Consider the following 23,478-nt stretch of genomic DNA (forward strand, 5'->3'; position numbering starts at 1 on the left):
GCCGTTTGTCAGTTCGGAGAAGCTTTGTGAAGGCACTCATCCAGCGCGTTAAGCGCGCCAGCGTGGAAGTGGAAGGCAATATCGTCGGGAGTATCGACCACGGGTTGTTGGCGCTGGTAGGTGTGGAAAAACACGATGACGCGGCCAACGTGGAAAAGCTGCTGCATAAACTCCTTCACTACCGGGTATTTAGCGATGCGGACGGCAAGATGAATCACAACCTGCAGCAGGTGAACGGTGGTTTGCTGCTTGTCTCCCAGTTCACCCTGGCGGCGGATACCCATAAAGGGCTACGGCCCAGCTTCTCCAGCGCCGCTCCGCCAGCCCACGGTGAAGCGCTGTTCAATTTGCTGGTTACCCAGACCCGCGTTGCCTGGCCGCACGTGGCGACCGGTGAATTTGGCGCCGATATGCAGGTGGCGCTAATCAATGATGGCCCGGTGACGTTTTTGTTGGAAAGCTAGCCCGGTTTTAGAGACTTCGCTTTTTGCTAGCTAGCCGTCTCTTCGCTGGCAAGGAGCTCTGCTTCCATTGTCTCCAGCGCCTCCTCGGCGCTCAGCCACTGCCTTTCTGACGCATCCAGGCGTGCTTTAATCTCCGCTTGCTGACTCAGTGTCTTGGTCAGTTCGGCTTTGCGGCCGCTGTTGGTGTATAGCTCTGGATCTGCCAGCACTTGCTCTACCTTATCGAGTTCCTGCTGGGCCTTCTCCATCGCCTTTTCCGCCTGGTCACGCTGTTTTTTCAGTGGGCGCAGCTTCTCCCGCAGCTCGGCGGCCGCTTTACGGGACGCTTTGCGCGCTTCACGGCTGTCGCCGCTGGGCTGCTGGTTCTGGCGTTCAGCTTTTTCACCGCGTGAATCCCGACGACTCTCTTCCAGGCGCGCTTTGAGCCAAACCCGGTAATCTTCCAAATCGCCATCGAAGGGCTCGACGCGGTTATCCGCCACCTTCCAAAACTCATCGACCGTGGCGCGCAGCAGGTGACGGTCGTGGGAGACCAGAATAACCGTGCCTTCGAAGCTTGCCAGCGCTTGGGTCAGCGCTTCGCGCATCTCTAAGTCCAGATGGTTGGTGGGCTCATCGAGCAGTAGTAGGTTGGGTTTTTGCCAAGCGACCAGCGCCAGCGCCAGGCGAGCTTTTTCACCGCCTGAGTAGTTGGCGACTGTGCCGAAGGCGTCGTCGCCCTTAAAGCCAAAGCCGCCCAGAAAGTTGCGGATCTCCTGGTCGCTGGCGGTAGGCGAGAGACGCTGCACGTGCACAAAGGGCGTCGATGATACGTCCAGGCTCTCAAGCTGATGCTGAGCAAAATAGCCAATCGCCAAATGCTCGCCGGGCACGCGCTTGCCGTTAAGTAACTCGAGTTCGCCGGTGAGTGATTTAATGAGTGTCGATTTACCTGCACCGTTGGGGCCTAACAGGCCAATGCGACTGCCGGGCAGCAGGGTAACGTTGACCTTGTCCAACTGGATGTTGTCGTCGCTTCCGTCGCCCTTTTTACCGCGATAACCTAGCTGCGCCTGATCAAGCACCAGTAGCGGACGCGATGTTTTATCGGCAGCAGGCAAGGTGAAGTGGAAGGGAGAATCCACATGGGCTACAGCGATATCTTCCATCCGCTCCAGCATCTTAACCCGGCTTTGTGCCTGCTTCGCCTTTGTTGCCTGGGCTTTAAAGCGGGCGATAAAGCGCTCGATCTCTTCCCTGCGGGCCTGCTGTTTGGCGGCTTCAGCCTGTTGCAGAGCGAGCTTTTCAGCGCGCGTGCGCTCAAACTGGGAGTAGTTGCCGCGGTAAAGCTCCAGGGTTTGGTGGTGCATATGCACGATGTGGTCACACACGGCATCTAAAAAGTCGCGGTCGTGTGAAATCAGCAGCAGCGTGCCCGGATAGCGGGTCAGCCACTGCTCCAGCCATAGCAGGGCGTCCAGATCCAGGTGGTTGGTGGGCTCATCCAGCAATAGTAGGTCAGAAGGCATAAACAGCGTACGGGCGAGGTTGACCCGCATCCGCCAACCGCCGGAAAACGCCGAGAGTGGGCGGGTGAGATCGGTCTGAAGGAAGCCCAGCCCCACCAGCAGCTGCGCCGCTCGCGACTCGGCACGGTAGCCATCCAGGGTTTCAATCAAGCCGTGCAGTTCGGCTTCGCGGTGGGCTTCCCCGGCTTCTCGGGCGGCCAGTAAGTCAGCTTCTGCTTGGCGTAGCGCCAAGTCGCCATCGAGTACATACTCGATAATCGGGCGGTCGAGGGCGTCAACTTCCTGAGCCATATGCGCGATGCGCTGGCCGCCGCTCATCTCTACCTCGCCCTGGTCGGGCGCAAGCTCGCCGAGCAGGAGTTTGAATAGGCTCGATTTACCGGCGCCGTTTGCCCCGATAATCCCGGCCTTTACCCCGTTATTAAGGGTAACGTCCGCGTTGTCGAGTAGCGTTTGCGTGCCGCGTTGCAGGGCGACTTGGCGCAGTGCGATCATGCCTTCTCCCGAAGAAAGTGGGTCATTTGATGCGAGATTCTAATACGCTTGATTCTACCCGATTGCAGCGCCTACAGCAGACACCGTTATGGGAATTTGCGCTGGCACTTTACGCCAAACCTGGTGTTGAGACTGCTTGCCTGACGCTCCAGGAGGAGGCTGAGCTGGATGTTTGCGAGCTACTATTCCATTGCTGGCTCTACTCATATGGTTTAGAAGCGATCCCGCGTGCGGCTGCTCGCCAGCGCAAGCAGCGTCGCCAATGGCAGAGCAGTGTAACAGCAGTTTTGCGTGGTTTACGCCGCGATTTAAAAGCCTCGGCAGCGTCTAGTGACTCTGTGGCTGCGCTGCGGGAAACCATTAAGCAGGCGGAACTAATGGCCGAGCGTGAGAACCTTCAACGTTGGCAAGAATGGGTTTTAGAAGCGCATAGTGATGAGCAACGTGTAATTAATATCGTCGAAATGCCGCAAGATTCGGCTAAATGGCTGCGAAATCAGCTGCTTTTTAGCCAACCTAATATCCACTCGGAGAGTAGCTTAAATACCGCGTCGGCACTGTGTCAGGCGCTACAAACGCTTACTTGTCAGCTTGACCCTCATCAAGGAGCGCGCTAGCCTGAATTTAAGCTGATTTTAAAATACCTAGCGTTATTCGTTGGCTAACACAATAAAAGCAGCGCCATTGTCTGTTAGCGAACGCTGAATAGCGGATAACAGTGTCGTGTTGAGATACGCGTGGATTATCTAGGTTCTTGCGCACTTATATAGCGCGCTTACCACTGAAAGGGGAACACCGTATGAAGGCAAACAAACCCGTATTTAATCGTTCTTTCACCACCAAATTAGTCACATCGGCAAGCGTGGGTGCACTGTTGATGGGCATGACGGCTGTCGCGCAGGCAGACAACTGGCGTTACGCTCATGAAGAGTATGAAGGCGACGTACAGGATGTCTTTGCCTATGCTTTTAAAGAGCATATCGAAGAGAATTCCGATCACACGGTTCAGGTTTACCGCTTTGGTGAGCTGGGCGAGTCTGACGACATAATGGAGCAGACTCAGAACGGTATTCTGCAGTTTGTAAACCAGTCGCCCGGCTTTACCGGTGCACTGATTCCTGAAGCACAAATCTTCTTCATTCCTTATCTGCTGCCGACCGATGAAGAGACCGTACTGACGTTCTTCGAAGAAAGCGAAGCAATTAATGAGATGTTCCCAGAGCTTTATGCCGAACAAGGCCTTGAGCTGCTGAAGATGTACCCAGAGGGTGAAATGGTCATCACTACCGACGAGCCGATCAGCTCGCCGGAAGATATGGATAATAAGAAAATCCGTACCATGACCAACCCGCTACTGTCAGAAACCTATGACGCCTTTGGTGCTACCCCAACGCCGCTACCATGGGGTGAAGTATACGGTGGTCTCCAGACTGGCATCATCGACGGTCAAGAGAACCCGATTTTCTGGATCGAGTCAGGTGGTTTGTATGAGGTGTCTCCGCACCTAACGTTTACTGGCCATGGCTGGTTCACTACCGCGATGATGGCCAACCAGGACTTCTATTCAGGCTTGTCTGAAGAAGATCAAACCCTGGTTCAAGAAGCTTCGCAAGCGGCTTACGACCACACCATTGAACATATCCAAGGTTTGGCTGAAGAGTCGCTAGCGAAGATTCAGGAAGCCTCTGACGAAGTGACCGTAACGCGCCTGGATGAAGAGCAAATCCAAGCGTTCCGTGATCGCGCGCCGCAGGTTGAAGAAGCGTTCTTGGAAATGACCGGCGACAAGGGCCAAGAACTGCTTGATCAGTTTAAAGCCGATCTTGAAGCTGTAAGCAACGAGTAATCATCCTCAAACCGCATCGGTTAGATGGGCGATTAACCCGAAGGGGCAGCAAATGCTGCCCCTTTTTTATGTTGCAGGGCTAAGGTACAAATTATTTAGCTGGGTTTTACCAACATTACCGTTGGTTACGTACATCTAGCGTTGAATCACCCACGGCGGCATGCCGTTACGCTAGTTACGCTAGAGTTAATTCCTCGCTAAATAGGCAGGGTGGGTCTGGAATAACGCTGTATTAATGGTGCCAACGGCACTGAACTGATTCCGTTAAAGCCGTTAGAAAGGAGTCCGGCCATGACCGACGAAGAGATGGAAAATAGTTACCACTCCGGTTTGCCGGGGATATTAGGTGTGATCGACACTGTAATTAGCAAAATGGAAGCCGTGATCCTCGCGATGGGCGTTTTGCTAATGGCGCTGAATACGGTCACCAACGTCGTTGCCCGTTTTGTATTTGGCAACAGCATCATGTTTTCCGGTGAGTTAAACCGGATTTTGATTATCATGATTACCTTTGCGGGTATTGGCTATGCCGCTCGTCATGGTCGCCATATTCGCATGTCGGCGATCTACGATGCATTGCCGGTAGGTGGGCGCAGAGTGCTAATGATCTGCATTGCGCTTTTCACAGCGCTAGTGATGTTTTTCCTGCTCTACTATTCGGTTGTTTATATTCTGGATTTGTATAGCAAAGGTCGCGTACTGCCTTCCATGGGCTTGCCGATCTGGATTATCTACCTATGGGTGCCAATAGGCTTTTTGATTACCGGTATTCAATACCTGCTGACCGCCGTTAAAAACTTCACCTCTCACGATGTGTATCTCTCGACGGGTGTGGTGGATGGTTACAAAGACACCGAAACTGAAGTCTGATGCAGAGCACTGCACTCTAGGGGAATAGCTATGACGACAATAATGGTCTCCACTATGATTGCCCTGCTGCTGCTGGGCTTTCCTATGATGATCCCGTTGATTACCGCTGCGGTAATCGGCTTCTATATGATGTTTAACGGCTTCGGTCAGATGGATACGTTAATCCAGCAAATGATGGCAGGGATTCGGCCTGCTTCGCTGATTGCCGTGCCGATGTTTATTCTTGCTGCTGACATCATGACCCGCGGGCAGTCCGCGAATCGCTTAATTGATATGGTGATGTCGTTTATCGGTCATATCAAAGGTGGGTTGGCGGTGAGCACCGCAGCTTCATGTACGCTATTCGGCGCCGTCTCAGGCTCTACTCAGGCCACGGTAGTGGCCGTGGGCTCACCATTGCGACCCAAAATGCTCAAAGCGGGCTACTCTGACTCGTTTACGCTGGCGCTGATCATTAATGCCAGCGATATTGCCTTTCTGATCCCACCTAGTATCGGCATGATTATCTACGGGGTTATCTCGGGTACATCAATTGGCGAGTTGTTTATTGCCGGGATTGGGCCAGGCTTAATGATCCTGCTGATGTTTTCGGCCTACAGCATTATTTATGCCATCGTAAAAGACGTACCTACCGAACCAAAGTCAAGCTGGAAACAGCGTGCCGTGGCCGTGCAGCAAGCGCTGTGGCCGCTCGGTTTCCCGGTGATTATCGTTGGCGGTATTTACGGCGGCATCTTCAGCCCAACGGAAGCCGCTGCCGCCTGCGTGCTGTATGCCGTTTTGCTAGAGTTTGTGGTCTTCCGCTCGCTCAAAATGCATGACATTTATGCCATCGCAAAATCAACCGGCTTGATCACCGCGGTGGTGTTTATTCTGGTGGCCGTGGGCAATGGTTTCTCGTGGATTATTTCGTTTGCTCAGATTCCACAGATGATCTTAGAGTCCGTGGGTGTTAATGACGCCGGGCCGACGGGCGTGCTGATTGCCATCTGTATCTCCTTCTTTGTGGCGTGCATGTTCGTTGACCCGATTGTGGTCATCCTAGTGCTAACACCGATTTTCGCACCGGCTATTGCCGCAACAGGCTTAGACCCTGTGCTGGTGGGTATTTTGATAACACTGCAGGTGGCGATAGGTTCGGCAACGCCGCCCTTCGGCTGCGATATTTTCACTGCGATTGCGATTTTCAAACGTCCTTACTGGGATGTGATAAAAGGCACACCGCCGTTTATTTTCATGCTGATTTTAGCGGCCGCCTTGTTGATTATGTTCCCGCAAATTGCGCTGTTCCTGCGCGATGTTGCCTTCCGCTAAACAGCCACAAGGAGTACGCGAATGTTTAATCGCATATTAGTCCCGGTGGATGGCTCAAAAGGTGCCTTAAGGGCACTGGAGAAGGCGGTAGGCTTGCAGATGCTAACGGGCGCCGAGCTTTATCTGCTGTGCGTGTTTAAACACCACAGCCTGTTGGAAGCCTCGCTTTCCATGGTGCGGCCCAATCAGTTGGATATTCCTGACGATGCGTTAAAAGAGTACGCCACCGAGATCGCTATACATGCGAAAGCGCATGCTATTGAGCTGGGCGCTGATGACTCCCGCGTGCGTGCCTTTGTAAAAGGCGGGCGCCCCTCGCGAATTATTGTGCGTTTCGCCCGTAAACGAGAGTGCGATCTGATCGTGATTGGCGCCCAGGGCACCAACGGCGAAAAGAATCCGCTGCTGGGCAGTGTCTCTCAGCGGGTTGCTGGCGCCGCTCACTGTCCTACATTGGTCGTCTAAATCCGTTAAACCTCTTGCTTGCTTTATGGTCTTATTAACACCCACCGCCCTAAAGATGCAGCTTGGGGCGGTGGGTGTTAATCTTTAAGTGACCCAGATAGGCGTTCGGCGCCGCCATATAAAAGATAAAAGGATCTTTCATGAAACTACTGCTCTCTACCACGGCTTTGACAGGTTTGCTTTTGGTCGCCCCTTTTGCAGCGGCAGCGCCCGAAACCGATGAACAGCGTTTGGCTTACAGCCTGGGTGTCACTCTGGGTGAAAGCATGCAGGCCGATATCAAAGACCTCGACTTGGATGCGTTTCACGGCGGTATGAGTGACGTGTTTGAAGGTAATGATTTAGCGCTTAGTGAAGAAGAGATGACTGAAGCGTTGATGGCGTTCCAAGAGCAATCAATGCAAGCACGTGAAGCCGAAGCTGAAGAGATGGCGCAGAACAATCTCGAAGAGGGCGAAGCTTTCCTGGCTGAAAACGCCGAACGTGAAGAAGTGACAGTGACGGACTCTGGCCTTCAGTATGAAGTGCTTGAATCTGGTGATGGTGCCACGCCTGGCCCTGAAGATACCGTCGAAGTGAACTATGAAGGCATGCTGCTGGATGGCACCGTTTTCGATAGCTCTTTTGAGCGCGGTGAATCAGTCAGTTTCCAAACCAACCAAGTGATCGAAGGTTGGCAGGAAGCGCTGCAGATGATGAGCGTTGGCGATAGCTGGATGCTATACATCCCTGCGAATATTGCTTATGGCGAGAATGGCCAAGGGCCGATTGGACCCAATGAAGTACTGACCTTTCGCGTTGAACTGTTAGGCGTCGAATAAGCGATGACTTCAACCCCCTCTTCCAGCCTGTATTCTTTTGCTCGGGCAGTAGCTTGCTTAGGTCTATGCACACCGCTACTAGCACAAGCCGAGACGGCCAGTGAGCCCGAAGATTTGCCTGCATTGAGTGCTGCGAGTGAGCAGGCCAGCGTGGTGGGGGTGTCGTCGGGCGGTTATATGGCGACCCAGCTGGCGGTGGCTTGGCCAGAACGGTTTAGTGGCCTGGGCGTACTGGCGGCGGGGCCTTGGAGTTGTGCACAAGGCTCGCTGAGTTTGGCGCTTAACCAGTGCATGATGACGCGCCGCGGCGCGCCTTCATTAGATGAGCTTGAGTCTCGCCACCAGCGCTATCTCGGGCTTGAACAGGTAGGTAGCGCCGAGGCGCTTAGCCAGCTCAGAGCCTATTTGTGGCACGGCGAAGAGGACGAAGTGGTTGAGCCACTGCTCGGCGACCTGCTGGCTGAGCAGTGGCAGCAGTGGCTTGACTCGCCTGACCAGCTACGCGTTGCGCGCAGCGAAAATGCGGGGCATGGTTGGCCGGTACGGTTACCCAGTGAAGCCGCCCCTGGGCCCCAGGAGTGGGGAGATTGTCGTCAGGGGGGCGGTAGTTTCTTATTATCTTGCGATGAAGATATTGCCGGAGAAATGCTGGATTGGCTCTACCCCGAACGTGAGGCCTCGGACGCTGGCGAGCCTAGTAGTCAGCCAGAGGGCGAGCAGGGTGGCGAACTAGTTGCCTTTGATCAGTCAGAATTTGCGGTAAAAGGCTTAGCCGACACTGGCTATGTGTTTATACCTGAAGGCTGCGAAGCGGGCGAGTGCCCGGTAACGCTGGCACTGCACGGCTGCCAAATGAATGAAGAAGCGATTGGCGATACGTTCATACGCTATACCGGGCTAAATGCCTGGGCGGCAGCGCATCAGCAAATTGTGCTTTATCCCCAGGCGGAGAGCAGTATGGCGAACCCGCAGGGCTGCTGGGACTGGTGGGGGTTTGCTGAAAGTACGTGGCAACTAAGCCCGCAGCACGATACCCGTAGCGGTACCCAAATTGGCGCGCTGCTGGCGATGCTGGATCGCTTGCAAACTGCTCCCGAAAGCGCATCAGAGTGAGTGGACTAACTGCCCAGTTCGCTCTCTAATGCCGAGACTAACCCATGGGGAGTTGGCGAATAGAGCACTCGCTGCAAAATATCGCCCTCACGGTTAACTAAAAAGAGCGAGGCGCTGTGATCAATGGTATATGCCATTGCAGAATCCGGCGCTTCGACTTTTCGCCATATCACGCCATAGCGCGACGCAACATCCTCAAGCTGCTCCTGACTGCCTACCGCACCAATGAATTCCTCGCCGAAAAAGCCCATGTACTCCTGCATGCGCTCAATGGTGTCGCGTTCGGGGTCAACGGTAATCATCACCGGCACCACCCGCTCGCGCTGTTCCTCAGAGAGTTGAGCCAAGGCTTGGCGTTTGACCGACTGGGTCATCGGGCATATATCAGGGCAGAACGTGTAACCAAACGACAAAATGGCTAGCTGATCGTCATCCAGCTGGGTCAGCGAAAAATCACCCTGGGTAGAGGGTAGTTCAACCGGGCCGCCCACGGGCTCCCCATCTTTGGGGGCGAAAGCATAATGATAGAGGCCTATGCCGCTGGTCACCAGCAAGACTGCGATCACCCCCGCGCCTAGCCATAACGGTTTCCTTGCCATATACGTTAACTCCGAATCACGTCAAAATCGAACCAACTACCCACTTTGCCTTCTGCAGTGTCCAGTATGACACGCGCTCGCCAGGGCATAACGGTTTGGGTGCAAATCCCCACTTGGCCTTGTCCTTGAAAATGGCCGGGCGCACCTGCACTGAGGGCAAAACGGTGCAGCCCTAAGTCCATATCACGGCCAACAAAATAAACGTCAACCTGCGTGGCCGTAACGCCATCAACCTCAACTTCCAGTGGTAATACCTCTAATGCATCAATCCGCCCGCTCGCTTGAACATGGAGGGTGATGCTGCCTTTATCGCCCAACGTGGCGGAACAAGGCGCTGTATGCAAGTTGCAGCTTGCAGCGGGGGGAAACCAAGTCACATCGCTATCGCGGTGCAACCAATGGGCAAAGGCATACCAGGCACAGGCAGCCAGCGCTATACCAGTGACCAGTATCAGTACCCTTAAAGCAGGAAAGCCTGCCGGGTGTGCAGGTTTTGATATCATCTTCATGGCAGAATAATCGCTACGCAAGCCGTGAGGCGGGTGTTTCGCCATGGTAACAGTAATCGAGCCGATATCGCTGTGCTGGGATGTCGCAGGCAAAAGGGACGCAAATGGAGAGTATCACTGGCGCTTTAGGCCCCCTGTTTTTATTGATTTTACTGGGCACCGTGCTCGGCTATTGGCGTTGGCCTAGCGATACTTTCTGGCCGCAGATGGAGCGGCTTATTTATTTTGTACTGTTCCCCGCCATGCTGGTGGGAACGTTGGCGACTGCCGATGTGAGCCAAGTGCCGGTAGGCCGCCTAGCACTGGTATTACTGGGCGCGATGGTGCTGTTTGGCATACTGCTTTGGCGTTTACGGGGCTGGTTACGGCTTACGCCCGCTGCGTTTACCTCGGTGTTTCAAGGGGCGGTACGCTTTAATACTTATGTGGGCGTTGCTGGTGCCGCTGCGCTACACGGCAGCTTGGGAGCGACCACTGCAGCAGTCGCTGTGGCACTAATGGTACCGGTGGTTAACGTGATGTGTGTGGCTAGCTTTGTGGCCGCTGGCACTCTGGGCGGCGCTAGCGTGGGTAAAAGCGCAATGGCGCTGATTAAAAATCCGCTAATTCTGGCCTGCTTGGCGGGCATTGGCCTGAACCTTTCCGGTGTCGGTCTACCTGGTTGGAGTCAGGACACGGTCGAGTTATTGGGGCGTGCGGCGTTGCCACTGGGGCTGGTAGCGGTGGGGGTAGCGCTGCGCCCGGCGGCGTTGATGCGTATTGACCGCGGCGTGCTGGCTACCAATAGCGTTAAGCTGCTGCTGCTGCCCGCGTTTGTCTTGGCATTAACCTGGGTGCTGCAACTAGATCCGGTCAGTCGTGACGTGGCGCTCCTGTTTGCAGCGCTGCCCACCGCTACGTCTGCCTATATTTTAGCCCGCCAACTGGGCGGCGATGCTGAACTGATGGCGGCCATTATCACCGGACAAACCCTATTGGCCATGGCGACGCTACCGTTTTGGCTGCGATTGGTAAGCTGATGGATAGGCAGACTCAGGCTTTAAATAAAAAATATTCGTATTTGTATTGACGAGGTAAATGAGAACTATTACAGTGTGTTTATCAGCGTTTGATGAGACGCTGGCAACCACGACAGCTGCTCGGCAAAATTATCGCCAGTTTCCTGTCATGGTTTCTCCCTCTCATTGCTAGTCACGGTCTTTTGCCGCTCCATTGGAGCGGCTTTCTTTTTTTGTGGATCTCTCTTTTTATCATCTTGTGTCAATCGAAATGAAGATCCGGGCAAATGCTCATTAAGTGTTTGTCTGCCTCGCGTGTCAGTTAAACCATCTAAACTATCGCTGTTCGCTGAGAAACAATGCAGATAGAGGCGCGCGGTTGCTACGATAAAAAGTAAATAAAAAATATTCGTATTTGTATTGACGAGGTAAATGAGAATGATTATAGTGTGATTGTCAGCGTTTGATGAGACGTTGGCAACCACGACAGAAACCGCCAGTTTACTGTCATGGTTTCTCCCTCTCATTGCTAGTCACGGTCTTTTTGCCGCTCCCTTGGAGCGGCTTTCTTTTTTCTACCCCCTTTATCATTGATCAACCTCTGCCAGCGCCCAGCGCGAAAAGGTGCTGCTCGTGTCACTCACGTCGCCTATGCTGTCCCTATAACCAACCTTTACGTTGCTTTGGGAGAACAAAGACATGCGCATTGCCGTATTTAGCGCTAAGCCCTACGATCGCACCTTTATCACTCGCGCCAACGCGGCAGAGCGTCACTCGTTGAGCTTCTTAGAGGCGCGCCTGACGTTCGATACGGCCCCTTTGTCCAACGGTTTTGACGCGATTTGCGCCTTCGTGAATGACTGCCTTGATGCCGCCGTGTTAGAGCAACTGCATAACGGTGGCACAAGATTAGTGGCGCTGCGTTCGGCGGGCTTCAACCATGTTGATTTGGCTGCCGCCGAACGGTTAGGCATCACAGTGGTACGGGGGCCTGCCTACTCCCCCCACGCAGTGGCAGAACATGCGGTCGCCCTAGTGCTGAGCCTTAATCGCATGACTTATCGCGCTTACAACCGTGTGCGGGAGGGCAATTTTGCCCTGGATGGCCTGCTGGGGTTCGACCTGCACGGTAAAACGGTAGGCATTATTGGAACTGGGCATATTGGGCTGATTTTTGCCGATATTATGCACGGCTTTGGTTGCCGGGTAGTGGCCAGCGACCCGTTTCCCAGCCCGGATGCTAAATCCTTTGTTGAGTACGTGCCGCTAGCAACGCTGTTTGCCAGCGCCGACATTATCTCGCTGCACTGCCCGTTGACGCCTGAGACTCACCATTTGATTGATGCCGATGCCATCGCGCAAATGAAGGAAGGCGTCATGCTGATCAATACCGGCCGCGGAAGGGTGGTCGATACCCAAGCCGTTATAGCAGGCCTGAAAAGCGGCAAAATCGGCCGCTTAGGGCTGGATGTCTATGAAGAGGAAGAGCAGCTGTTCTTCGAAGACCTCTCTCAAAGCGTGATTGACGATGACCAATTTATGCGCCTGACGACCTTCCATAAGGTACTGATCACCGGACACCAAGCCTTCTTCACCGCCGAAGCGCTAACCAATATCGCTGAGACGACGTTGGCTAATATTGACGCTTTTGAACGCGGTAGCGGAACCCTTCATCGAGTGACTACCCCATAATTCACCTTCACTCATGGGGGCGTTAGCGTTTCATCCAAGCATTTAATTCATCTAAGAATGCTAGGCACTGGCTAAGTTGATCAATTTCTATGAACTCATCGGGCTTGTGGGCTTGGCGAATAGAGCCGGGCCCAACAATCACTGAGGGTATGCCGCCATCGATCTCGAACACGCCGCCTTCTGAGCCATAAGATACCTTGCCGCCACGCTCGGGAAGAATGGGTTCAAGCTTTTTGAACATATCGCTGTCGGTGGCGTCCCCCATGGCGGGGTAGGCAAATAGCTCTTGCCACTCAATGGCGGAATCGGCTGATTGGCGCTGCATTTCGGGGAGTAGGGCAGTCTCTATATCGCTGATCAGCGTTTGAATATCAGTGGCGGCCGCTTCCTGATCAATGCTGCGTAGCTCAAAGATGAAACTACAGATATCGGGGGTAACGTTGGTCGCCACACCGCCTTCTATTATGGTGGTCAGCGTTGTGGCGTGGGGGACGGTAAAGTCGTGGTCGAAGGGGCCATCTTGCTCATATCGTCGTGATCGCTCGGCGATCATGGTGATGATACGCGAGGCATACTCCACCGCATTGACGTGTTGAGGGGAGAACGATGAGTGGCCCCCTTCTCCGCGCACCGTCACCCGCATGGCGATTTTGCCCTTTTGGCCGTTGATCAGTTTCATTTCGCTGGGTTCACCGATAATCGCCAGAGCTGGTGGCACTTTGAGTTCGGCTAAGTAGCGTGCGATGGCGGGCGCTCCCAGGCAGCCCACCTCTTCATCGTGAGAGAAGCAGAAATAGAAAGGGCGCTGCAGTTCGCCATTGGCAAAAGCGGGTGCTGCTGCCATCACACAGGCGGCAAAGCCTTTCATATCGCAGGTGCCCCGACCAAATAAGCGACTGCCGCGCTGCTCCATTTTGAAAGGGTCGCTTTGCCAATTTTTTGGGTTGGCGGGCACCACATCCGTATGACCAGAGAGGACGATGCCTGCTACGTCGGCTGGGCCCAGGCGGGCGACTAAATTGGCCTTTTCGCCGCTCTCATCGGGCAGCACCGTCACATCCGCGCCAAGACTGGCGAAGAACCTCTCGATGTGATGAATAAGCTCGAGGTTGGAGTAAGCACTCGTTGTGTCGTAAGCGATAAGGTCGGTGAGGTGTGATATCGCGGCTTCCAACTGCGGGTGAGCGTTAGGCGTAGCACTAGCTTGCATAGCGTTAAATCCTTGGCAATAAGGGAATCTTTGGCTCAGGCCTTGGCTTTTTTAAGCTGCTGACGAATTGTCACTACCACCACGAATATCGCCAGCGAAGCGAATAACCAGGTGATAGGTGACGACACCAGGATGCTTGGATCACCGCGAGAGAGCGCAAGGGCACGACGCAGGTTCTCTTCCAGCATCGGGCCAAGAATGAAGGCGATTAAAAAGGGGGCGGCGGGAATGGCGAACAGGAACATGAAAAATCCAAATATGCCCATCGCTAGCAGTACGATGACGTCATACATACTGTTGGAGATCGAAAAAATACCGAATACGCACAGAGCAAGTACGATCGGCGCCATTAAGCCGGGGGGAATCCGCGAGATATGCGAGAAAAAGCGCATCGTTGCTTTACCAGCACCAAACAGCAAAACAGAAGAGAACAACATGCCAATAAACAGCATATAAACCTCATGAAGGTTGTTCTCAAATAGCATAGGGCCTGGGGTCATGCCGTGAATCATAAAGGCGCCCAGCATCACGCCCGTAATCACATCGCCCGGCACGCCCAGTGCTAACAAAGGGATCATGGTGGAGCCACAGCAACCATTATTAGCGGACTCTGATGCTGCGATCCCTTCTAACTCGCCCTTACCAAAGTTCTCGCGATTCTTTGAGCTACGCTGTGCTTCCCCGTAGGAGGAGAAAGCCGCCGCCGAAGGCCCTATGCCGGGAATTGCCCCCATCACGACACCAATCATGCTGCCTTTGAGCATTGCCTTTAAGGATTGGCGCAGCTCATCTCGCGTTACGCGGTTATCGCCCAGCTGCATGGGCTTATGGCTTTGGTTGTTACGAAAGACAATAATCTTAAGCAGCTCTGGGATCGCAAACAGTCCGATGAGCACGGGTGCAACGGCAAGACCGCTCTGCATATCCACGGTTAGATCAAAGCGGAACGAGCCGTACATATCTTCGCCCACGGTGGCTAACAGTAGCCCTAAGCAAGCCGACACAAGGCCAAGCAGCAGCGAACGCCCTGACACCCCAGCGACGGTGGTAAGTGCGAAAATCATCAACATAAAGTATTCGGGTGGCCCAATACGCAGCGCAAGTAGCGCCAGTGGCGCGGCAATAAAAATCAGCGAGAGATTGGAAATAAAATCCCCGGTACAGGAGGAATAGAGCGCCATGTTGAGGGCTTTGCCTGCCTTGCCCTGCTGAGCCAATGGGTAGCCATCAAGGGTGGTGCAGGCAGCCGAAGCAGTGCCTGGCGTTTTGATCAATATCGCGGATACCGAACCGCCGTAGGTCGAGCCTTTGTACAGTGCGACGAGTAACAAAATGCTCGGAATCGGCTGCATATAAAAAGTAAAGGGCAGCGCCAGCGTCACCGCCATGGTGCCGGTCATGCCTGGAATAGCGCCGATAATCACGCCGCCCCAAATACCGGCGGCCATGATCAGAAAGTTCTCAATGGTGGCAACCGCCTGGAAGGCAACCAGCAGGTCGTTGAGCATAGTGGTCAGTCCTATACGCGGTAAGTTAAATACCGATAGCCTTGAAAAGGCTGCCGACAGGGAAACGCGTATTGAGTGCGCTGGAGAAAAACAGGTAGAGGACCAGTGGGAGTGCAACGGCAACGATGGCCGCCACCACTTTGTGGCGCCAATAACCCGTCAATATCAGCATCGCCATTAACAGCAGAATGCTCGATAGCAAAAAACCGAGCAGCATCACTGAACCGATAAAGAGCGCAAAGGCGAGTACCGTCCAGCCGAAGCGGGTGAGCAGCGTGACAAGTGGCGTGTCACCGCGGATGGTGCTGGCATCTTCAGGGTCAGCGATTGCTTCGGTTTTGCGTGAAAAAGAAAGCCCGACGAGCAGTATGCCCAGTGCCATGCCGAGCATGGATACCGTGCGTGGCCACATATCAGGCGGTGGCGCGAACCCTGGAATAAAGCGCGGGCGGGGCACATAGGCGGGTATCAGTAAAAACAGCACGATACCGAACAGCACCGTAATAACTAAACCGCGTGTTATACCCATGACCCCTCCAGTGATGAAATGATGTATGCAGTGACGACAACGTGGTGCCTAACGCTGACTCACTCTAGATAGCCAAACTGTTCCGCTAAGGTGCGATAAAACTCATACTGCTCTTTTGCGTAGGTCTCCATATCGACGCTGCCAATAGTGGAAATTGAGCCACGATCGTCAGCACGACTGAGCCACATTTCATCTTCAGCCACCTGCTCCATTACCTCTGCCCAGGTATTCATGACCTCTTCAGGTAAATCTGGCGGGCCATACAGCGCGCTCCACCCCATCACCTGGCCAGCCAACTCATAACCCAACTCTTCAGCCGTCGGCACGTCCGGTAGTGCTTCCATGCGCTCTGGTGAGAACACCATTAACGGACGCATGTCACCGCTCTCGATATGCGGCATCAGAGAGGCTGCCGCGATGGCGAGAAAATCAACATGCCCACCCAGTAATGCTGTTGCGAGTTCGCCGCCCCCACGGTAGGGAATCAACGTAGCCGCCGTCAGCGGATCCATTTTCGCGTCAGCCAGTAGCGACTGCACCGTAAAGCCATCAATGGCGGTGGCGCCGGAAGCGGCGTAGCTCATCGCACCAGGGTCGTTTTCGATGCCTTCCAGTAAATCCTCAACGCTTTCATAGGGAGAGTCTTCAGCCACGGCAAGAATCATCGGTGTGGCTTCAAGCGGGCTGATGAAGGTGTACTCATCCCAATCAACACTGCTGTTTTCGTTGACCGCCGGTGATAGAGCCATGCCGACGCGGGCTAACAGCAGGGTGTAACCATCGGCGTCAGCTTGTGTCACATCGCGAGCGCCGGTCATTCCACCTGCGCCGGCTTGATTGACGACCGTGACAGGCTGTCCTAAATATTCGCGAGCCGACTCCGCTAGCGCCCGACCGGCCAGATCGGAGGCGCCGCCTGGGCCATAAGGGACTACCAGTGTGACGGGTTCGGAAGGGTAGCTCTGAGCATAGGCGGTGGAGGCAGCGAGCAGTGTTGCTGCCGCTAAGCTTAAGGTGAGTTTCATACTTATCTCCGCAATCGTTGTTGCATAGCTTTCATAGAGTGGATTTATTAATAGCATTTTTGAACCCAGCGCTTTTAACATAGACAGGTATGAAATTTGTTGCAACAATTCGATTTAGTATTCGATTTTGTTCTAGTGGTGAGTCAAAGTTGCAAGCTTATTGTTTATAAACGTTGTTTTTATTCGCTGTTTATTGAGTAAAAGACTTCTTGAGTGGGATTAACACCATGAAAATAAAAGAAATTGAAGCGTTTGATGCATTCATGAAGCATGGCACCACGAAAGCGGCTGCAGAAACGTTAGGAATCAGCCAATCAATGGTAAGTCGTTTGCTCATCGGGCTAGAGGACGAGCTGGGTTTTGCGTTGTTCAAACGTGCTCGCAATCAGCTTTTGCCAACTTCAGAAGCGTTTTTATACCACGCGTCCGTTTTACGGCTAATGGCGAGTATTCGAGATACTCAAAAAGATGCGGATGCTATTGTTAATAACCAATTGGGCAGTGTCGTAGTCGCTGCACAACCCATTTTTTGCGATACCTTTTTACTCGATGTCATTAAGCGCTTTAAACAAAATCACCCTAATGTAGGCGTTCGGGTCATCGATGCCGGGTTGCAAGAGTTGCTTAAAATGATCGACAACAATACCTGTGATGTGGCGCTGGGAATAACGCTTGAAGCAGACACTTATGGAGCAACGGTTAGTAGTCTTGCACGCTGTTCTGCCAGGTGCATCATGCATCGTACGCACCCTCTTGCTAAGCAAGATGTGGTGGCGCTTACTAGCTTACAAAACCAGACATTCGTAGAGCTGATGGCGGATAGTCCTCTGCGTGCCCGCGTGGATTACATTATGCAGACAGTAGATATAAAGCGGCATATTGCCGTTGAAATGCGCCATATGCGGGGGGTGTGCGCATTAGTTGATCGCGGACTTGGGGTCGCAGTGATTGATCCCATTGCAGAACTACTGCTTCAGGGAACAGCCGTTGTATCAAAGCCTATGGAGCCAACCATTGAGTGGGAAATTGCCTTACTTAAATCTAAACACAAGCCATTAAGTAACGTGGCTGAATCTTTCTGCGAAGAGATATACGCTGAAATCGATAGCTTGCATCAAATGGGTATTTTAATATCGCTTAATAATTAAAAGAAGATGTTTAAACCTAATAGTCATCTGGATGCAGCTATTCTCGGTTAATACGAAAGACGCCCGTTCAGAATTGATGCTGACCGTAGCGTCTAACACTGCAATACCCCCTCTCTGTCAATCTAGTTGGCAGAACGTTTACTCTTCCCGCTGATAAATCAAATCCCAAACCCCATGGCCGAGTTTCTCGCCGCGGGCTTCAAACTTGGTTAGCGGGCGGAACGCCGGGCGTGGCACATACGGGGCGGTTTCTGCGCTGGCGGTGTTGGCATAACCAGGGGCCGCTTCCATTACCTCGGCCATCCACTCCGCATAGGCTTCCCAGTCGGTAGCTAAGTGGAAAGTTCCGCCCGGCATTAAGCGAGTACGAATGAGCTCAACAAATGCAGGCTGCACGATGCGCCGCTTATGGTGCTTCTTCTTCGGCCACGGGTCAGGGAAGAACAGCTGCAGCGTGGTCAGAGAGCCTTCGGGCAGGCACTGCTCCAGCACCGCCAGGGCATCCTCGCGGTAAACGCGCAGGTTAGTCAGGCCGCGCTTATCTACTTCATCGAGCAGTTTGCCAACGCCAGGGGCGTGGACTTCAATGCCGATAAAGTCGGTGTCTGGATGGGTTTCAGCCTGTTCTATCAGCGAGTTGCCCATGCCAAAGCCGATTTCTACTACCCGCGGTGCCTGACGGCCAAACAGGACGTTCAGGTCTTGGCGGCCGTCGGCGATGGTCAGGCCAAAACGCGGCCAGATATCTTCTAAGCCACGGTTTTGCGCCTGGGTCATACGGCCCGCGCGGATCACATAGCTTTTAATGCCGCGGCGATGCAGCGGTGCATCCGTACCTTCCGGCCCTGTGGTGGCGTTGCTTTCGGGCGCGGCGTGACTTTCGGGTACGCTATCGTTGGTGTCAGTCATGGGGTCTCGAATCAATTAACCGTTAATACGGCCAGCGAAAGGTGAAGAGGGATCGGCAGATTGGCGGCGCGGCATGCGGCCGGCTAGAAACGCATCGCGTCCGGCTTCCACGGCCAGCTTCATGGCGTTGGCCATGCGAAGCGGCTCGCGAGCGTGGGCAATAGCGGTATTCAGCAGCACGCCGTCACAGCCTAGCTCCATCGCCATGGCAGCATCTGACGCCGTACCAATGCCCGCATCCACTAGTACCGGTACCTTGCTCTGTTCAACAATCAAGCGCACGTTGTGTGGGTTTTGAATGCCGTGGCCCGAGCCAATCAGTGAGCCTAGCGGCATGATGGCGCAGCAGCCCATGGCTTCTAGTTCGCGTGCCACAATAGGATCGTCGCTGGTGTACACCATGACGTCAAAGCCATCAGCAAGCAGCGTTTCAGCGGCTTTTAGCGTTTCGACCACGTTGGGATAAAGCGTGTGATCGTCGCCGAGCACTTCCAGCTTGACCAAGTTGTGGCCGTCGAGCAGTTCGCGGGCCAACCGGCAGGTGCGCACAGCATCTTTAGCGTTATAGCAGCCGGCGGTATTGGGCAGCAGGGTGTAGCGCTCCGGCGAGATAACGTCCAGCAGGTTGGGCGCTCCAGCGTCCTGGCCTAAGTTGGTACGGCGCACAGCAAAGGTCACAATCTCTGCGCCGCTCTGGGCAATGGCGGCACCGGTTTCGGTAAAGTCTTTGTACTTGCCAGTGCCCACCAGCAGGCGCGAATGAAAATCGCGCCCGGCAATGGTGAGCGGCGTATCCGCTAGTGGTTCATGCGTTAATTGCGTCATAGTTTTTCCTTTAGCCACCGCCAATCGCGTGAACCACTTCCACGTGGTCGCCATCGGCCAAGTGGGTGTCGGCGTGTTGGCTGCGGGGGACAATCTCTTCGTTAATTTCCACGGCAATACGACGGCCACTAAGACCCAGTTGTTCCACTAGGTCGGCGGCGGTTAGGCCGGTGGACAGCGTATGGGGTTCACCGTTTAGACGTATCTGGATAGACATAAATAGGCGCGTCTCATTCGTCGTGGCAGTTCGTGCTCTATTGTAGCGGTTTAGCGCCGCGCAAGGTACGCCGTGGGTATAATCAGCACGATGGACCAAGTGAAAGTGAGAGATGAAATTGAAGCAGGAGAGCAGTGTGCAACAAACAGATAAAGTGTGGTGGTGTATAGCGGCGCTATCAGGCGCCATGATGGTAATACTGGGCGCCTATGCGGCACACGGCTTGGCGGCGCGCACGACCGAGGCCATGGTGAGTGCCGTCGAGACCGGCGTGCTTTACCAGGCGTGGCACACCCTAGCCATTATGATCGTACTGGTGTGGCGTCGAGTACATCCGCTGGCAGGTCAGCGTTGGGTGCTGGCGCTGTGGGCATTGGGGGTTGTGTGCTTTTCCGGCTCGCTCTACTTAATGGCCTTGGCGGGGCTAAGCCTCGGCATTGTGACGCCCATTGGCGGCGTTTTGTTAATGGCCGGGTGGCTGGCGGTTGCGGTCGTCGCACTGATGGCCAAGCAGTAGGCACCTTTGTAGGCCAAATATTCGCGTGGCTGTGCGCCGCGCTTCTTCCCATTCATGAGCATCTCTATGTTTCATTTTGTCGTCGCCATACCCTGCCTGATTGTTATTCTTCGCTATTTAGTGCCACTCAAATGGCCGCTCTGGTTTAAAGCTCTCCTCAGCGTTGCGCTGTTGCTGGTGGCTCAGCATCATTGGCTTACCTTGATGGCTTTTGGCTCCATGTTCTCTCCTGAGGTGCCAAGAGCTATTGTGCTGGTCGTCAATTGGATTTTCGGCACGATGCTGTTTCTAGCAGTGTTTCAGCTAGTGGTTGATGCGATAGCGCTGATGCTAATGGCAGTAAAAAGAAGGCGTGTCGCCATTCCCTCTTCGCTGCGTTACAGCATGGGAGCGTTGGCGTTAGGCGTGGCTGCTTTTGCCGTCAGCCAAGCAGCTAGAATTCCTGCGGTTAAGGATATCGAGGTGGCCATTCAAGGGCTTTCAGCGGAGTTTGATGGGTATGAGATTGTGCAGTTAACTGATCTGCATATCAGCCGGCTGTTTGAAGCCCCTTGGGTTGAAGCGGTGGTGTCAAAGGCCAATGCGCTTGAGCCAAATCTAATCGTCATCACCGGGGATTTGATCGATGGCGACCTGGATGTGCGTCGTGCAGATGTGGCCCCTTTACAAGCGCTTTCAGCGCCCGACGGCGTCTATACCATTCCGGGTAATCATGAGTACTATTTTGGTTACCCGCAGTGGATGGAGTATTACCAGTCGCTCGGCATGCAGGTATTGGCAAATCAACACATTGTGATCAACAACGAGGGGGCGAACTTAGTCCTTGCGGGAGTGACGGATTTTACGGCCGCCAGGCACGCTTTTGCTGCGCCGAATGTCGAGGAAGCGATAGCAGGGGCACCGAGCGACTCGCCGATTATTATGCTGGATCACCAGCCCCGCAATGCGGTGGCTGCGGCCGCGGCTGGTGTAGATCTGCAGCTCTCCGGACATACTCATGGTGGGATGATACTAGGCTTCGATCAACTGGTTGCCAGCGCTAACAATGGTTTCGTCTCAGGCTTTTATAATGTTCAAGACATGACGCTTTACGTCAATAACGGTACAGGCTTATGGCCAGGGTTTGCTTTACGTCTCGGCAAGCCCTCCGAGCTAACCCGCATTACGCTCCGCCAGGGGTAGCGTGTGTTGATAACGCTAAGTGAGCGGGCTCGTCGATATCCATCAGCGTACCCACATCCTCCACCTGATACTCACGGTAGTGCGCGGCGTTGTGGCGAATAATCTCTTTGGCCCCCGTATGGCCGCTTAGCGCTTCAAGCGCGGGCCAAAGCATACGCCCAAAGATAACCGGATGCCCCGGCTTGCCTTCATGGCAGGGCCGCACGATGGTGTCGCGAGTGGCTTGCCGCTGTAACGACAGCAGCGTCTTCTGGTGAATCCAGGGCATATCGCCCAATAAAATCGCGACCGCCTCGACGCTTTTCAGGCGGGCGTCGTGGCTAAGCGCGGCCATCGCATCGGCGAGGCTTGCCCCTAACCCAAGATGTGCCTGATGAAGTCGCACCAGAGGCGTGCTTTCTGCAAGGCCTAGCAGGGTCGCATCATCCTCTTCACGGATTGCCACGCGCAGTATAGGAAAGGCTTGCTCGGCATTCGCGACAGAGGCTGCCAACAGCGAGCGTCCGTCGGTTAAAGTTGCGCAGCGCTTGTCATCCTCACCAAATCGGCGCGAGTAGCCAGCTGCCATCACCAGGGCGACGACATTGCTAGAGCTCATTGGTAGCTTTTCCGTATTGGACCCTGACGATATCCCCCATGATTGCGAGGGCAATTTCCGCCGGGGTCATGCTGCCAAGCGCTAGGCCAATCGGCATATGCAGTCGCTCGACTTGCTCTTCGGTCAGCCCTCCTGAGCGAATCAGCCGCTCGGCGCGCGCAGTTGATGTGCGCTTTGAGCCCATCACGCCGATATAAAACGCAGGTGTGCGCACCGCTTCCATCATCGCCAGGTCATCTATACGTGGATCATGGGTGAGCGCCACAATGGCCGTGGAGCCGTGGCAGCCGTTGGCGGCAATGTACTGGGAAGGCAGTTGCGCCTTGACCGTGACCCCTGGAACATCAAACGCCTGGCAGGCGGCTTCGTCGGGGTCGCAGACAATCACCTCAAACCCTAATGTGGCGGCAAACGAAGCGCAGGCGTGGGAAACGGGCGAAATGCCGGCAATGATCAACCGCCGTGCGGGCGCGAGTCGCATTTTTAGCCGGTGCGGCGCGCTCACTTCACTGGGCCAGACCACCCGCGGCCCTAATGTGGTGTCGTCGGAAAAGTAGCGCGTACCAGCGTGAATATCGACATGGCGCATCAACTGGCGGTGGCCTTCAAGCGTCGCCTTCAACGTGCCAAGGTGCTCGCGTATATCCGGCGTGGCAGGTAGGCGCTCCACCAATACCTCTAGAATGCCACCGCAGGGCAGTGCGATATGCCCGCCCTGAGCGTCGTCTGCATCGCCGTAGCGTATAACGGTCGCCGATTTTTCAAACTGCCCCTCGGCTAGGCGCTTGATGAAATCATCCTCCACGCAGCCGCCGGAGAGCGACCCCAGGTGCCTGCCGTCTCTGGTCACCGCCATCCAGGCGCCGGGGGCGCGGGGCGATGAGCCAAACGTGGCGAGCACGGTGCACAGCCAGACCGTTTCGCCCTCCTGGGACCAGGTCAGCGCTTGATCGATAACCTGCAAGTCCAAATGCTGCATTTCAAACGTTTCCAATAGTGAGCAAGCGGCATCCATTGCCTATCTTGCGTGGATAGACGTGTCATAGCGTAGCGCAACTGACGTAGATAGAGGTTTTGTTTTACAAGGTTTGGACACAGAGTTGGGCTGCCTGGCGT

Annotated in this window: 25 protein-coding genes; 13 read left to right on the plus strand and 12 right to left on the minus strand. The window is 54.4% G+C overall.

Features of this window, described 5'->3' with window-relative positions:
* Nucleotides 1-26: 26 nt before the first annotated feature.
* Nucleotides 27-464 carry a D-aminoacyl-tRNA deacylase gene (gene dtd, locus KO116_RS01330; RefSeq protein WP_035554980.1) on the plus strand — a complete coding sequence of 146 codons (438 nt, stop codon included), beginning with the start codon at nucleotides 27-29 and terminating at the stop codon, nucleotides 462-464.
* A 26-nt stretch (nucleotides 465-490) separates the two neighbouring features.
* Here the strand turns inward: dtd and KO116_RS01335 are convergent, their stop codons facing one another.
* The gene (locus tag KO116_RS01335; protein WP_035554983.1) at nucleotides 491-2,467 is read right to left on the minus strand and encodes an ATP-binding cassette domain-containing protein; all 1,977 of its coding nucleotides are present in this window, start codon (nucleotides 2,465-2,467) and stop codon (nucleotides 491-493) included.
* 29 nt (nucleotides 2,468-2,496) lie between these two features.
* Here KO116_RS01335 and KO116_RS01340 point away from each other — a divergent pair, with 29 nt between their 5' ends.
* From KO116_RS01340 to KO116_RS01370, 7 genes are all read left to right on the plus strand, one after another.
* Nucleotides 2,497-3,084: a TIGR02444 family protein gene (locus KO116_RS01340; protein WP_045812036.1), complete on the plus strand. Its 588-nt coding sequence runs from the start codon at nucleotides 2,497-2,499 to the stop codon at nucleotides 3,082-3,084.
* Nucleotides 3,085-3,266: 182 nt separating this feature from the next.
* On the plus strand, nucleotides 3,267-4,313 hold the full coding sequence (locus KO116_RS01345; protein WP_035554986.1) for a TRAP transporter substrate-binding protein: 1,047 nt from the start codon (nucleotides 3,267-3,269) through the stop codon (nucleotides 4,311-4,313).
* A gap of 291 nt (nucleotides 4,314-4,604) precedes the next feature.
* Nucleotides 4,605-5,183: a TRAP transporter small permease gene (locus KO116_RS01350; protein ID WP_035554989.1), complete on the plus strand. Its 579-nt coding sequence runs from the start codon at nucleotides 4,605-4,607 to the stop codon at nucleotides 5,181-5,183.
* A gap of 30 nt (nucleotides 5,184-5,213) precedes the next feature.
* Nucleotides 5,214-6,497 carry a TRAP transporter large permease gene (locus tag KO116_RS01355; protein WP_035554992.1) on the plus strand — a complete coding sequence of 428 codons (1,284 nt, stop codon included), beginning with the start codon at nucleotides 5,214-5,216 and terminating at the stop codon, nucleotides 6,495-6,497.
* 21 nt (nucleotides 6,498-6,518) lie between these two features.
* Nucleotides 6,519-6,962, plus strand: a complete 444-nt coding sequence (locus KO116_RS01360; RefSeq protein WP_035554995.1) for a universal stress protein — start codon at nucleotides 6,519-6,521, stop codon at nucleotides 6,960-6,962.
* Between the two features lie 140 nt (nucleotides 6,963-7,102).
* Nucleotides 7,103-7,783: an FKBP-type peptidyl-prolyl cis-trans isomerase gene (locus KO116_RS01365; protein ID WP_035555000.1), complete on the plus strand. Its 681-nt coding sequence runs from the start codon at nucleotides 7,103-7,105 to the stop codon at nucleotides 7,781-7,783.
* A gap of 3 nt (nucleotides 7,784-7,786) precedes the next feature.
* The gene (locus tag KO116_RS01370) at nucleotides 7,787-8,896 is read left to right on the plus strand and encodes a PHB depolymerase family esterase (protein WP_035555004.1); all 1,110 of its coding nucleotides are present in this window, start codon (nucleotides 7,787-7,789) and stop codon (nucleotides 8,894-8,896) included.
* 5 nt (nucleotides 8,897-8,901) lie between these two features.
* Here the strand turns inward: KO116_RS01370 and KO116_RS01375 are convergent, their stop codons facing one another.
* Nucleotides 8,902-9,495: an SCO family protein gene (locus tag KO116_RS01375; protein ID WP_035555008.1), complete on the minus strand. Its 594-nt coding sequence runs from the start codon at nucleotides 9,493-9,495 to the stop codon at nucleotides 8,902-8,904.
* 5 nt (nucleotides 9,496-9,500) lie between these two features.
* Complete coding sequence (locus tag KO116_RS01380; RefSeq protein ID WP_035555290.1) at nucleotides 9,501-10,004, minus strand: hypothetical protein; 504 nt, start codon at nucleotides 10,002-10,004, stop codon at nucleotides 9,501-9,503.
* Nucleotides 10,005-10,108: 104 nt separating this feature from the next.
* Between KO116_RS01380 and KO116_RS01385 the strand changes: the two genes are divergently transcribed.
* Both KO116_RS01385 and KO116_RS01395 read left to right on the plus strand, forming a co-directional pair.
* Nucleotides 10,109-11,023: an AEC family transporter gene (locus KO116_RS01385; protein WP_035555010.1), complete on the plus strand. Its 915-nt coding sequence runs from the start codon at nucleotides 10,109-10,111 to the stop codon at nucleotides 11,021-11,023.
* A gap of 678 nt (nucleotides 11,024-11,701) precedes the next feature.
* Nucleotides 11,702-12,694 carry a 2-hydroxyacid dehydrogenase gene (locus KO116_RS01395; protein ID WP_035555016.1) on the plus strand — a complete coding sequence of 331 codons (993 nt, stop codon included), beginning with the start codon at nucleotides 11,702-11,704 and terminating at the stop codon, nucleotides 12,692-12,694.
* Nucleotides 12,695-12,716: 22 nt separating this feature from the next.
* Here KO116_RS01395 and argE read toward each other — a convergent pair whose 3' ends face one another.
* Genes argE through KO116_RS01415 form a run of 4 tightly spaced genes read right to left on the minus strand, consistent with a single transcriptional unit; the run spans nucleotide 12,717 to nucleotide 16,966 of the window.
* Nucleotides 12,717-13,904, minus strand: coding sequence for an acetylornithine deacetylase (argE, locus tag KO116_RS01400; RefSeq protein ID WP_035555018.1), 1,188 nt, complete (start codon nucleotides 13,902-13,904; stop codon nucleotides 12,717-12,719).
* A gap of 35 nt (nucleotides 13,905-13,939) precedes the next feature.
* Nucleotides 13,940-15,412, minus strand: coding sequence for a tripartite tricarboxylate transporter permease (locus tag KO116_RS01405; RefSeq protein WP_035555021.1), 1,473 nt, complete (start codon nucleotides 15,410-15,412; stop codon nucleotides 13,940-13,942).
* A gap of 25 nt (nucleotides 15,413-15,437) precedes the next feature.
* Nucleotides 15,438-15,941, minus strand: coding sequence for a tripartite tricarboxylate transporter TctB family protein (locus KO116_RS01410; protein WP_035555025.1), 504 nt, complete (start codon nucleotides 15,939-15,941; stop codon nucleotides 15,438-15,440).
* Nucleotides 15,942-16,000: 59 nt separating this feature from the next.
* Nucleotides 16,001-16,966: a Bug family tripartite tricarboxylate transporter substrate binding protein gene (locus tag KO116_RS01415; RefSeq protein ID WP_035555028.1), complete on the minus strand. Its 966-nt coding sequence runs from the start codon at nucleotides 16,964-16,966 to the stop codon at nucleotides 16,001-16,003.
* 227 nt (nucleotides 16,967-17,193) lie between these two features.
* Between KO116_RS01415 and KO116_RS01420 the strand changes: the two genes are divergently transcribed.
* Nucleotides 17,194-18,114: a LysR family transcriptional regulator gene (locus tag KO116_RS01420; RefSeq protein ID WP_035555031.1), complete on the plus strand. Its 921-nt coding sequence runs from the start codon at nucleotides 17,194-17,196 to the stop codon at nucleotides 18,112-18,114.
* A gap of 138 nt (nucleotides 18,115-18,252) precedes the next feature.
* Here KO116_RS01420 and trmB read toward each other — a convergent pair whose 3' ends face one another.
* The 3 genes from trmB to thiS are packed head-to-tail and all read right to left on the minus strand — an operon-like array spanning nucleotide 18,253 to nucleotide 20,065.
* Nucleotides 18,253-19,023: a tRNA (guanosine(46)-N7)-methyltransferase TrmB gene (gene trmB / locus KO116_RS01425; protein WP_035555034.1), complete on the minus strand. Its 771-nt coding sequence runs from the start codon at nucleotides 19,021-19,023 to the stop codon at nucleotides 18,253-18,255.
* A 15-nt stretch (nucleotides 19,024-19,038) separates the two neighbouring features.
* Nucleotides 19,039-19,848 (minus strand): thiazole synthase, encoded by an 810-nt coding sequence (locus KO116_RS01430; RefSeq protein ID WP_035555038.1) that lies wholly within the window; start codon nucleotides 19,846-19,848, stop codon nucleotides 19,039-19,041.
* Nucleotides 19,849-19,858: 10 nt separating this feature from the next.
* Nucleotides 19,859-20,065 carry a sulfur carrier protein ThiS gene (gene thiS / locus KO116_RS01435; protein ID WP_035555041.1) on the minus strand — a complete coding sequence of 69 codons (207 nt, stop codon included), beginning with the start codon at nucleotides 20,063-20,065 and terminating at the stop codon, nucleotides 19,859-19,861.
* A 136-nt stretch (nucleotides 20,066-20,201) separates the two neighbouring features.
* Here thiS and KO116_RS01440 point away from each other — a divergent pair, with 136 nt between their 5' ends.
* Together KO116_RS01440 and KO116_RS01445 are read left to right on the plus strand one after the other, a co-directional pair.
* Nucleotides 20,202-20,582 carry a DUF423 domain-containing protein gene (locus tag KO116_RS01440; RefSeq protein WP_035555044.1) on the plus strand — a complete coding sequence of 127 codons (381 nt, stop codon included), beginning with the start codon at nucleotides 20,202-20,204 and terminating at the stop codon, nucleotides 20,580-20,582.
* Nucleotides 20,583-20,648: 66 nt separating this feature from the next.
* Nucleotides 20,649-21,764, plus strand: coding sequence for a metallophosphoesterase (locus KO116_RS01445; RefSeq protein WP_035555048.1), 1,116 nt, complete (start codon nucleotides 20,649-20,651; stop codon nucleotides 21,762-21,764).
* Here KO116_RS01445 and KO116_RS01450 read toward each other — a convergent pair.
* Nucleotides 21,745-22,362: a nucleotidyltransferase family protein gene (locus tag KO116_RS01450; protein ID WP_035555051.1), complete on the minus strand. Its 618-nt coding sequence runs from the start codon at nucleotides 22,360-22,362 to the stop codon at nucleotides 21,745-21,747. The two genes, KO116_RS01445 and KO116_RS01450, sit on opposite strands and share 20 nt — an antisense overlap.
* On the minus strand, nucleotides 22,352-23,377 hold the full coding sequence (locus KO116_RS01455; protein WP_235272469.1) for an XdhC family protein: 1,026 nt from the start codon (nucleotides 23,375-23,377) through the stop codon (nucleotides 22,352-22,354). The genes KO116_RS01450 and KO116_RS01455 overlap by 11 nt, the downstream gene beginning before the upstream one ends.
* Nucleotides 23,378-23,478 lie beyond the last annotated feature (101 nt).

The sequence above is a fragment of the Halomonas sp. KO116 genome, from assembly GCF_000734975.2.
GTDB classification, from domain to species: Bacteria; Pseudomonadota; Gammaproteobacteria; order Pseudomonadales; family Halomonadaceae; genus Vreelandella; species Vreelandella glaciei.

What these genes read in the sequence shown, in the direction of transcription:
- KO116_RS01450 (WP_035555051.1), bottom strand. Translation starts at nt 22,362, where the DNA reads ATGAGCTCTAGCAATGTCGTCGCCCTGGTGATGGCAGCTGGCTACTCG.
- KO116_RS01405 (WP_035555021.1), bottom strand. Translation starts at nt 15,412, where the DNA reads ATGCTCAACGACCTGCTGGTTGCCTTCCAGGCGGTTGCCACCATTGAG.
- KO116_RS01335 (WP_035554983.1), bottom strand. Translation starts at nt 2,467, where the DNA reads ATGATCGCACTGCGCCAAGTCGCCCTGCAACGCGGCACGCAAACGCTA.
- KO116_RS01340 (WP_045812036.1), top strand. Translation starts at nt 2,497, where the DNA reads ATGCGAGATTCTAATACGCTTGATTCTACCCGATTGCAGCGCCTACAG.
- KO116_RS01430 (WP_035555038.1), bottom strand. Translation starts at nt 19,848, where the DNA reads ATGACGCAATTAACGCATGAACCACTAGCGGATACGCCGCTCACCATT.
- thiS (WP_035555041.1), bottom strand. Translation starts at nt 20,065, where the DNA reads ATGTCTATCCAGATACGTCTAAACGGTGAACCCCATACGCTGTCCACC.
- trmB (WP_035555034.1), bottom strand. Translation starts at nt 19,023, where the DNA reads ATGACTGACACCAACGATAGCGTACCCGAAAGTCACGCCGCGCCCGAA.
- KO116_RS01375 (WP_035555008.1), bottom strand. Translation starts at nt 9,495, where the DNA reads ATGGCAAGGAAACCGTTATGGCTAGGCGCGGGGGTGATCGCAGTCTTG.
- argE (WP_035555018.1), bottom strand. Translation starts at nt 13,904, where the DNA reads ATGCAAGCTAGTGCTACGCCTAACGCTCACCCGCAGTTGGAAGCCGCG.
- KO116_RS01455 (WP_235272469.1), bottom strand. Translation starts at nt 23,377, where the DNA reads ATGGATGCCGCTTGCTCACTATTGGAAACGTTTGAAATGCAGCATTTG.
- KO116_RS01365 (WP_035555000.1), top strand. Translation starts at nt 7,103, where the DNA reads ATGAAACTACTGCTCTCTACCACGGCTTTGACAGGTTTGCTTTTGGTC.
- KO116_RS01385 (WP_035555010.1), top strand. Translation starts at nt 10,109, where the DNA reads ATGGAGAGTATCACTGGCGCTTTAGGCCCCCTGTTTTTATTGATTTTA.
- KO116_RS01370 (WP_035555004.1), top strand. Translation starts at nt 7,787, where the DNA reads ATGACTTCAACCCCCTCTTCCAGCCTGTATTCTTTTGCTCGGGCAGTA.
- KO116_RS01350 (WP_035554989.1), top strand. Translation starts at nt 4,605, where the DNA reads ATGACCGACGAAGAGATGGAAAATAGTTACCACTCCGGTTTGCCGGGG.
- KO116_RS01355 (WP_035554992.1), top strand. Translation starts at nt 5,214, where the DNA reads ATGACGACAATAATGGTCTCCACTATGATTGCCCTGCTGCTGCTGGGC.
- KO116_RS01445 (WP_035555048.1), top strand. Translation starts at nt 20,649, where the DNA reads ATGTTTCATTTTGTCGTCGCCATACCCTGCCTGATTGTTATTCTTCGC.
- KO116_RS01395 (WP_035555016.1), top strand. Translation starts at nt 11,702, where the DNA reads ATGCGCATTGCCGTATTTAGCGCTAAGCCCTACGATCGCACCTTTATC.
- KO116_RS01345 (WP_035554986.1), top strand. Translation starts at nt 3,267, where the DNA reads ATGAAGGCAAACAAACCCGTATTTAATCGTTCTTTCACCACCAAATTA.
- KO116_RS01360 (WP_035554995.1), top strand. Translation starts at nt 6,519, where the DNA reads ATGTTTAATCGCATATTAGTCCCGGTGGATGGCTCAAAAGGTGCCTTA.
- KO116_RS01420 (WP_035555031.1), top strand. Translation starts at nt 17,194, where the DNA reads ATGAAAATAAAAGAAATTGAAGCGTTTGATGCATTCATGAAGCATGGC.
- KO116_RS01415 (WP_035555028.1), bottom strand. Translation starts at nt 16,966, where the DNA reads ATGAAACTCACCTTAAGCTTAGCGGCAGCAACACTGCTCGCTGCCTCC.
- KO116_RS01410 (WP_035555025.1), bottom strand. Translation starts at nt 15,941, where the DNA reads ATGGGTATAACACGCGGTTTAGTTATTACGGTGCTGTTCGGTATCGTG.
- KO116_RS01380 (WP_035555290.1), bottom strand. Translation starts at nt 10,004, where the DNA reads ATGAAGATGATATCAAAACCTGCACACCCGGCAGGCTTTCCTGCTTTA.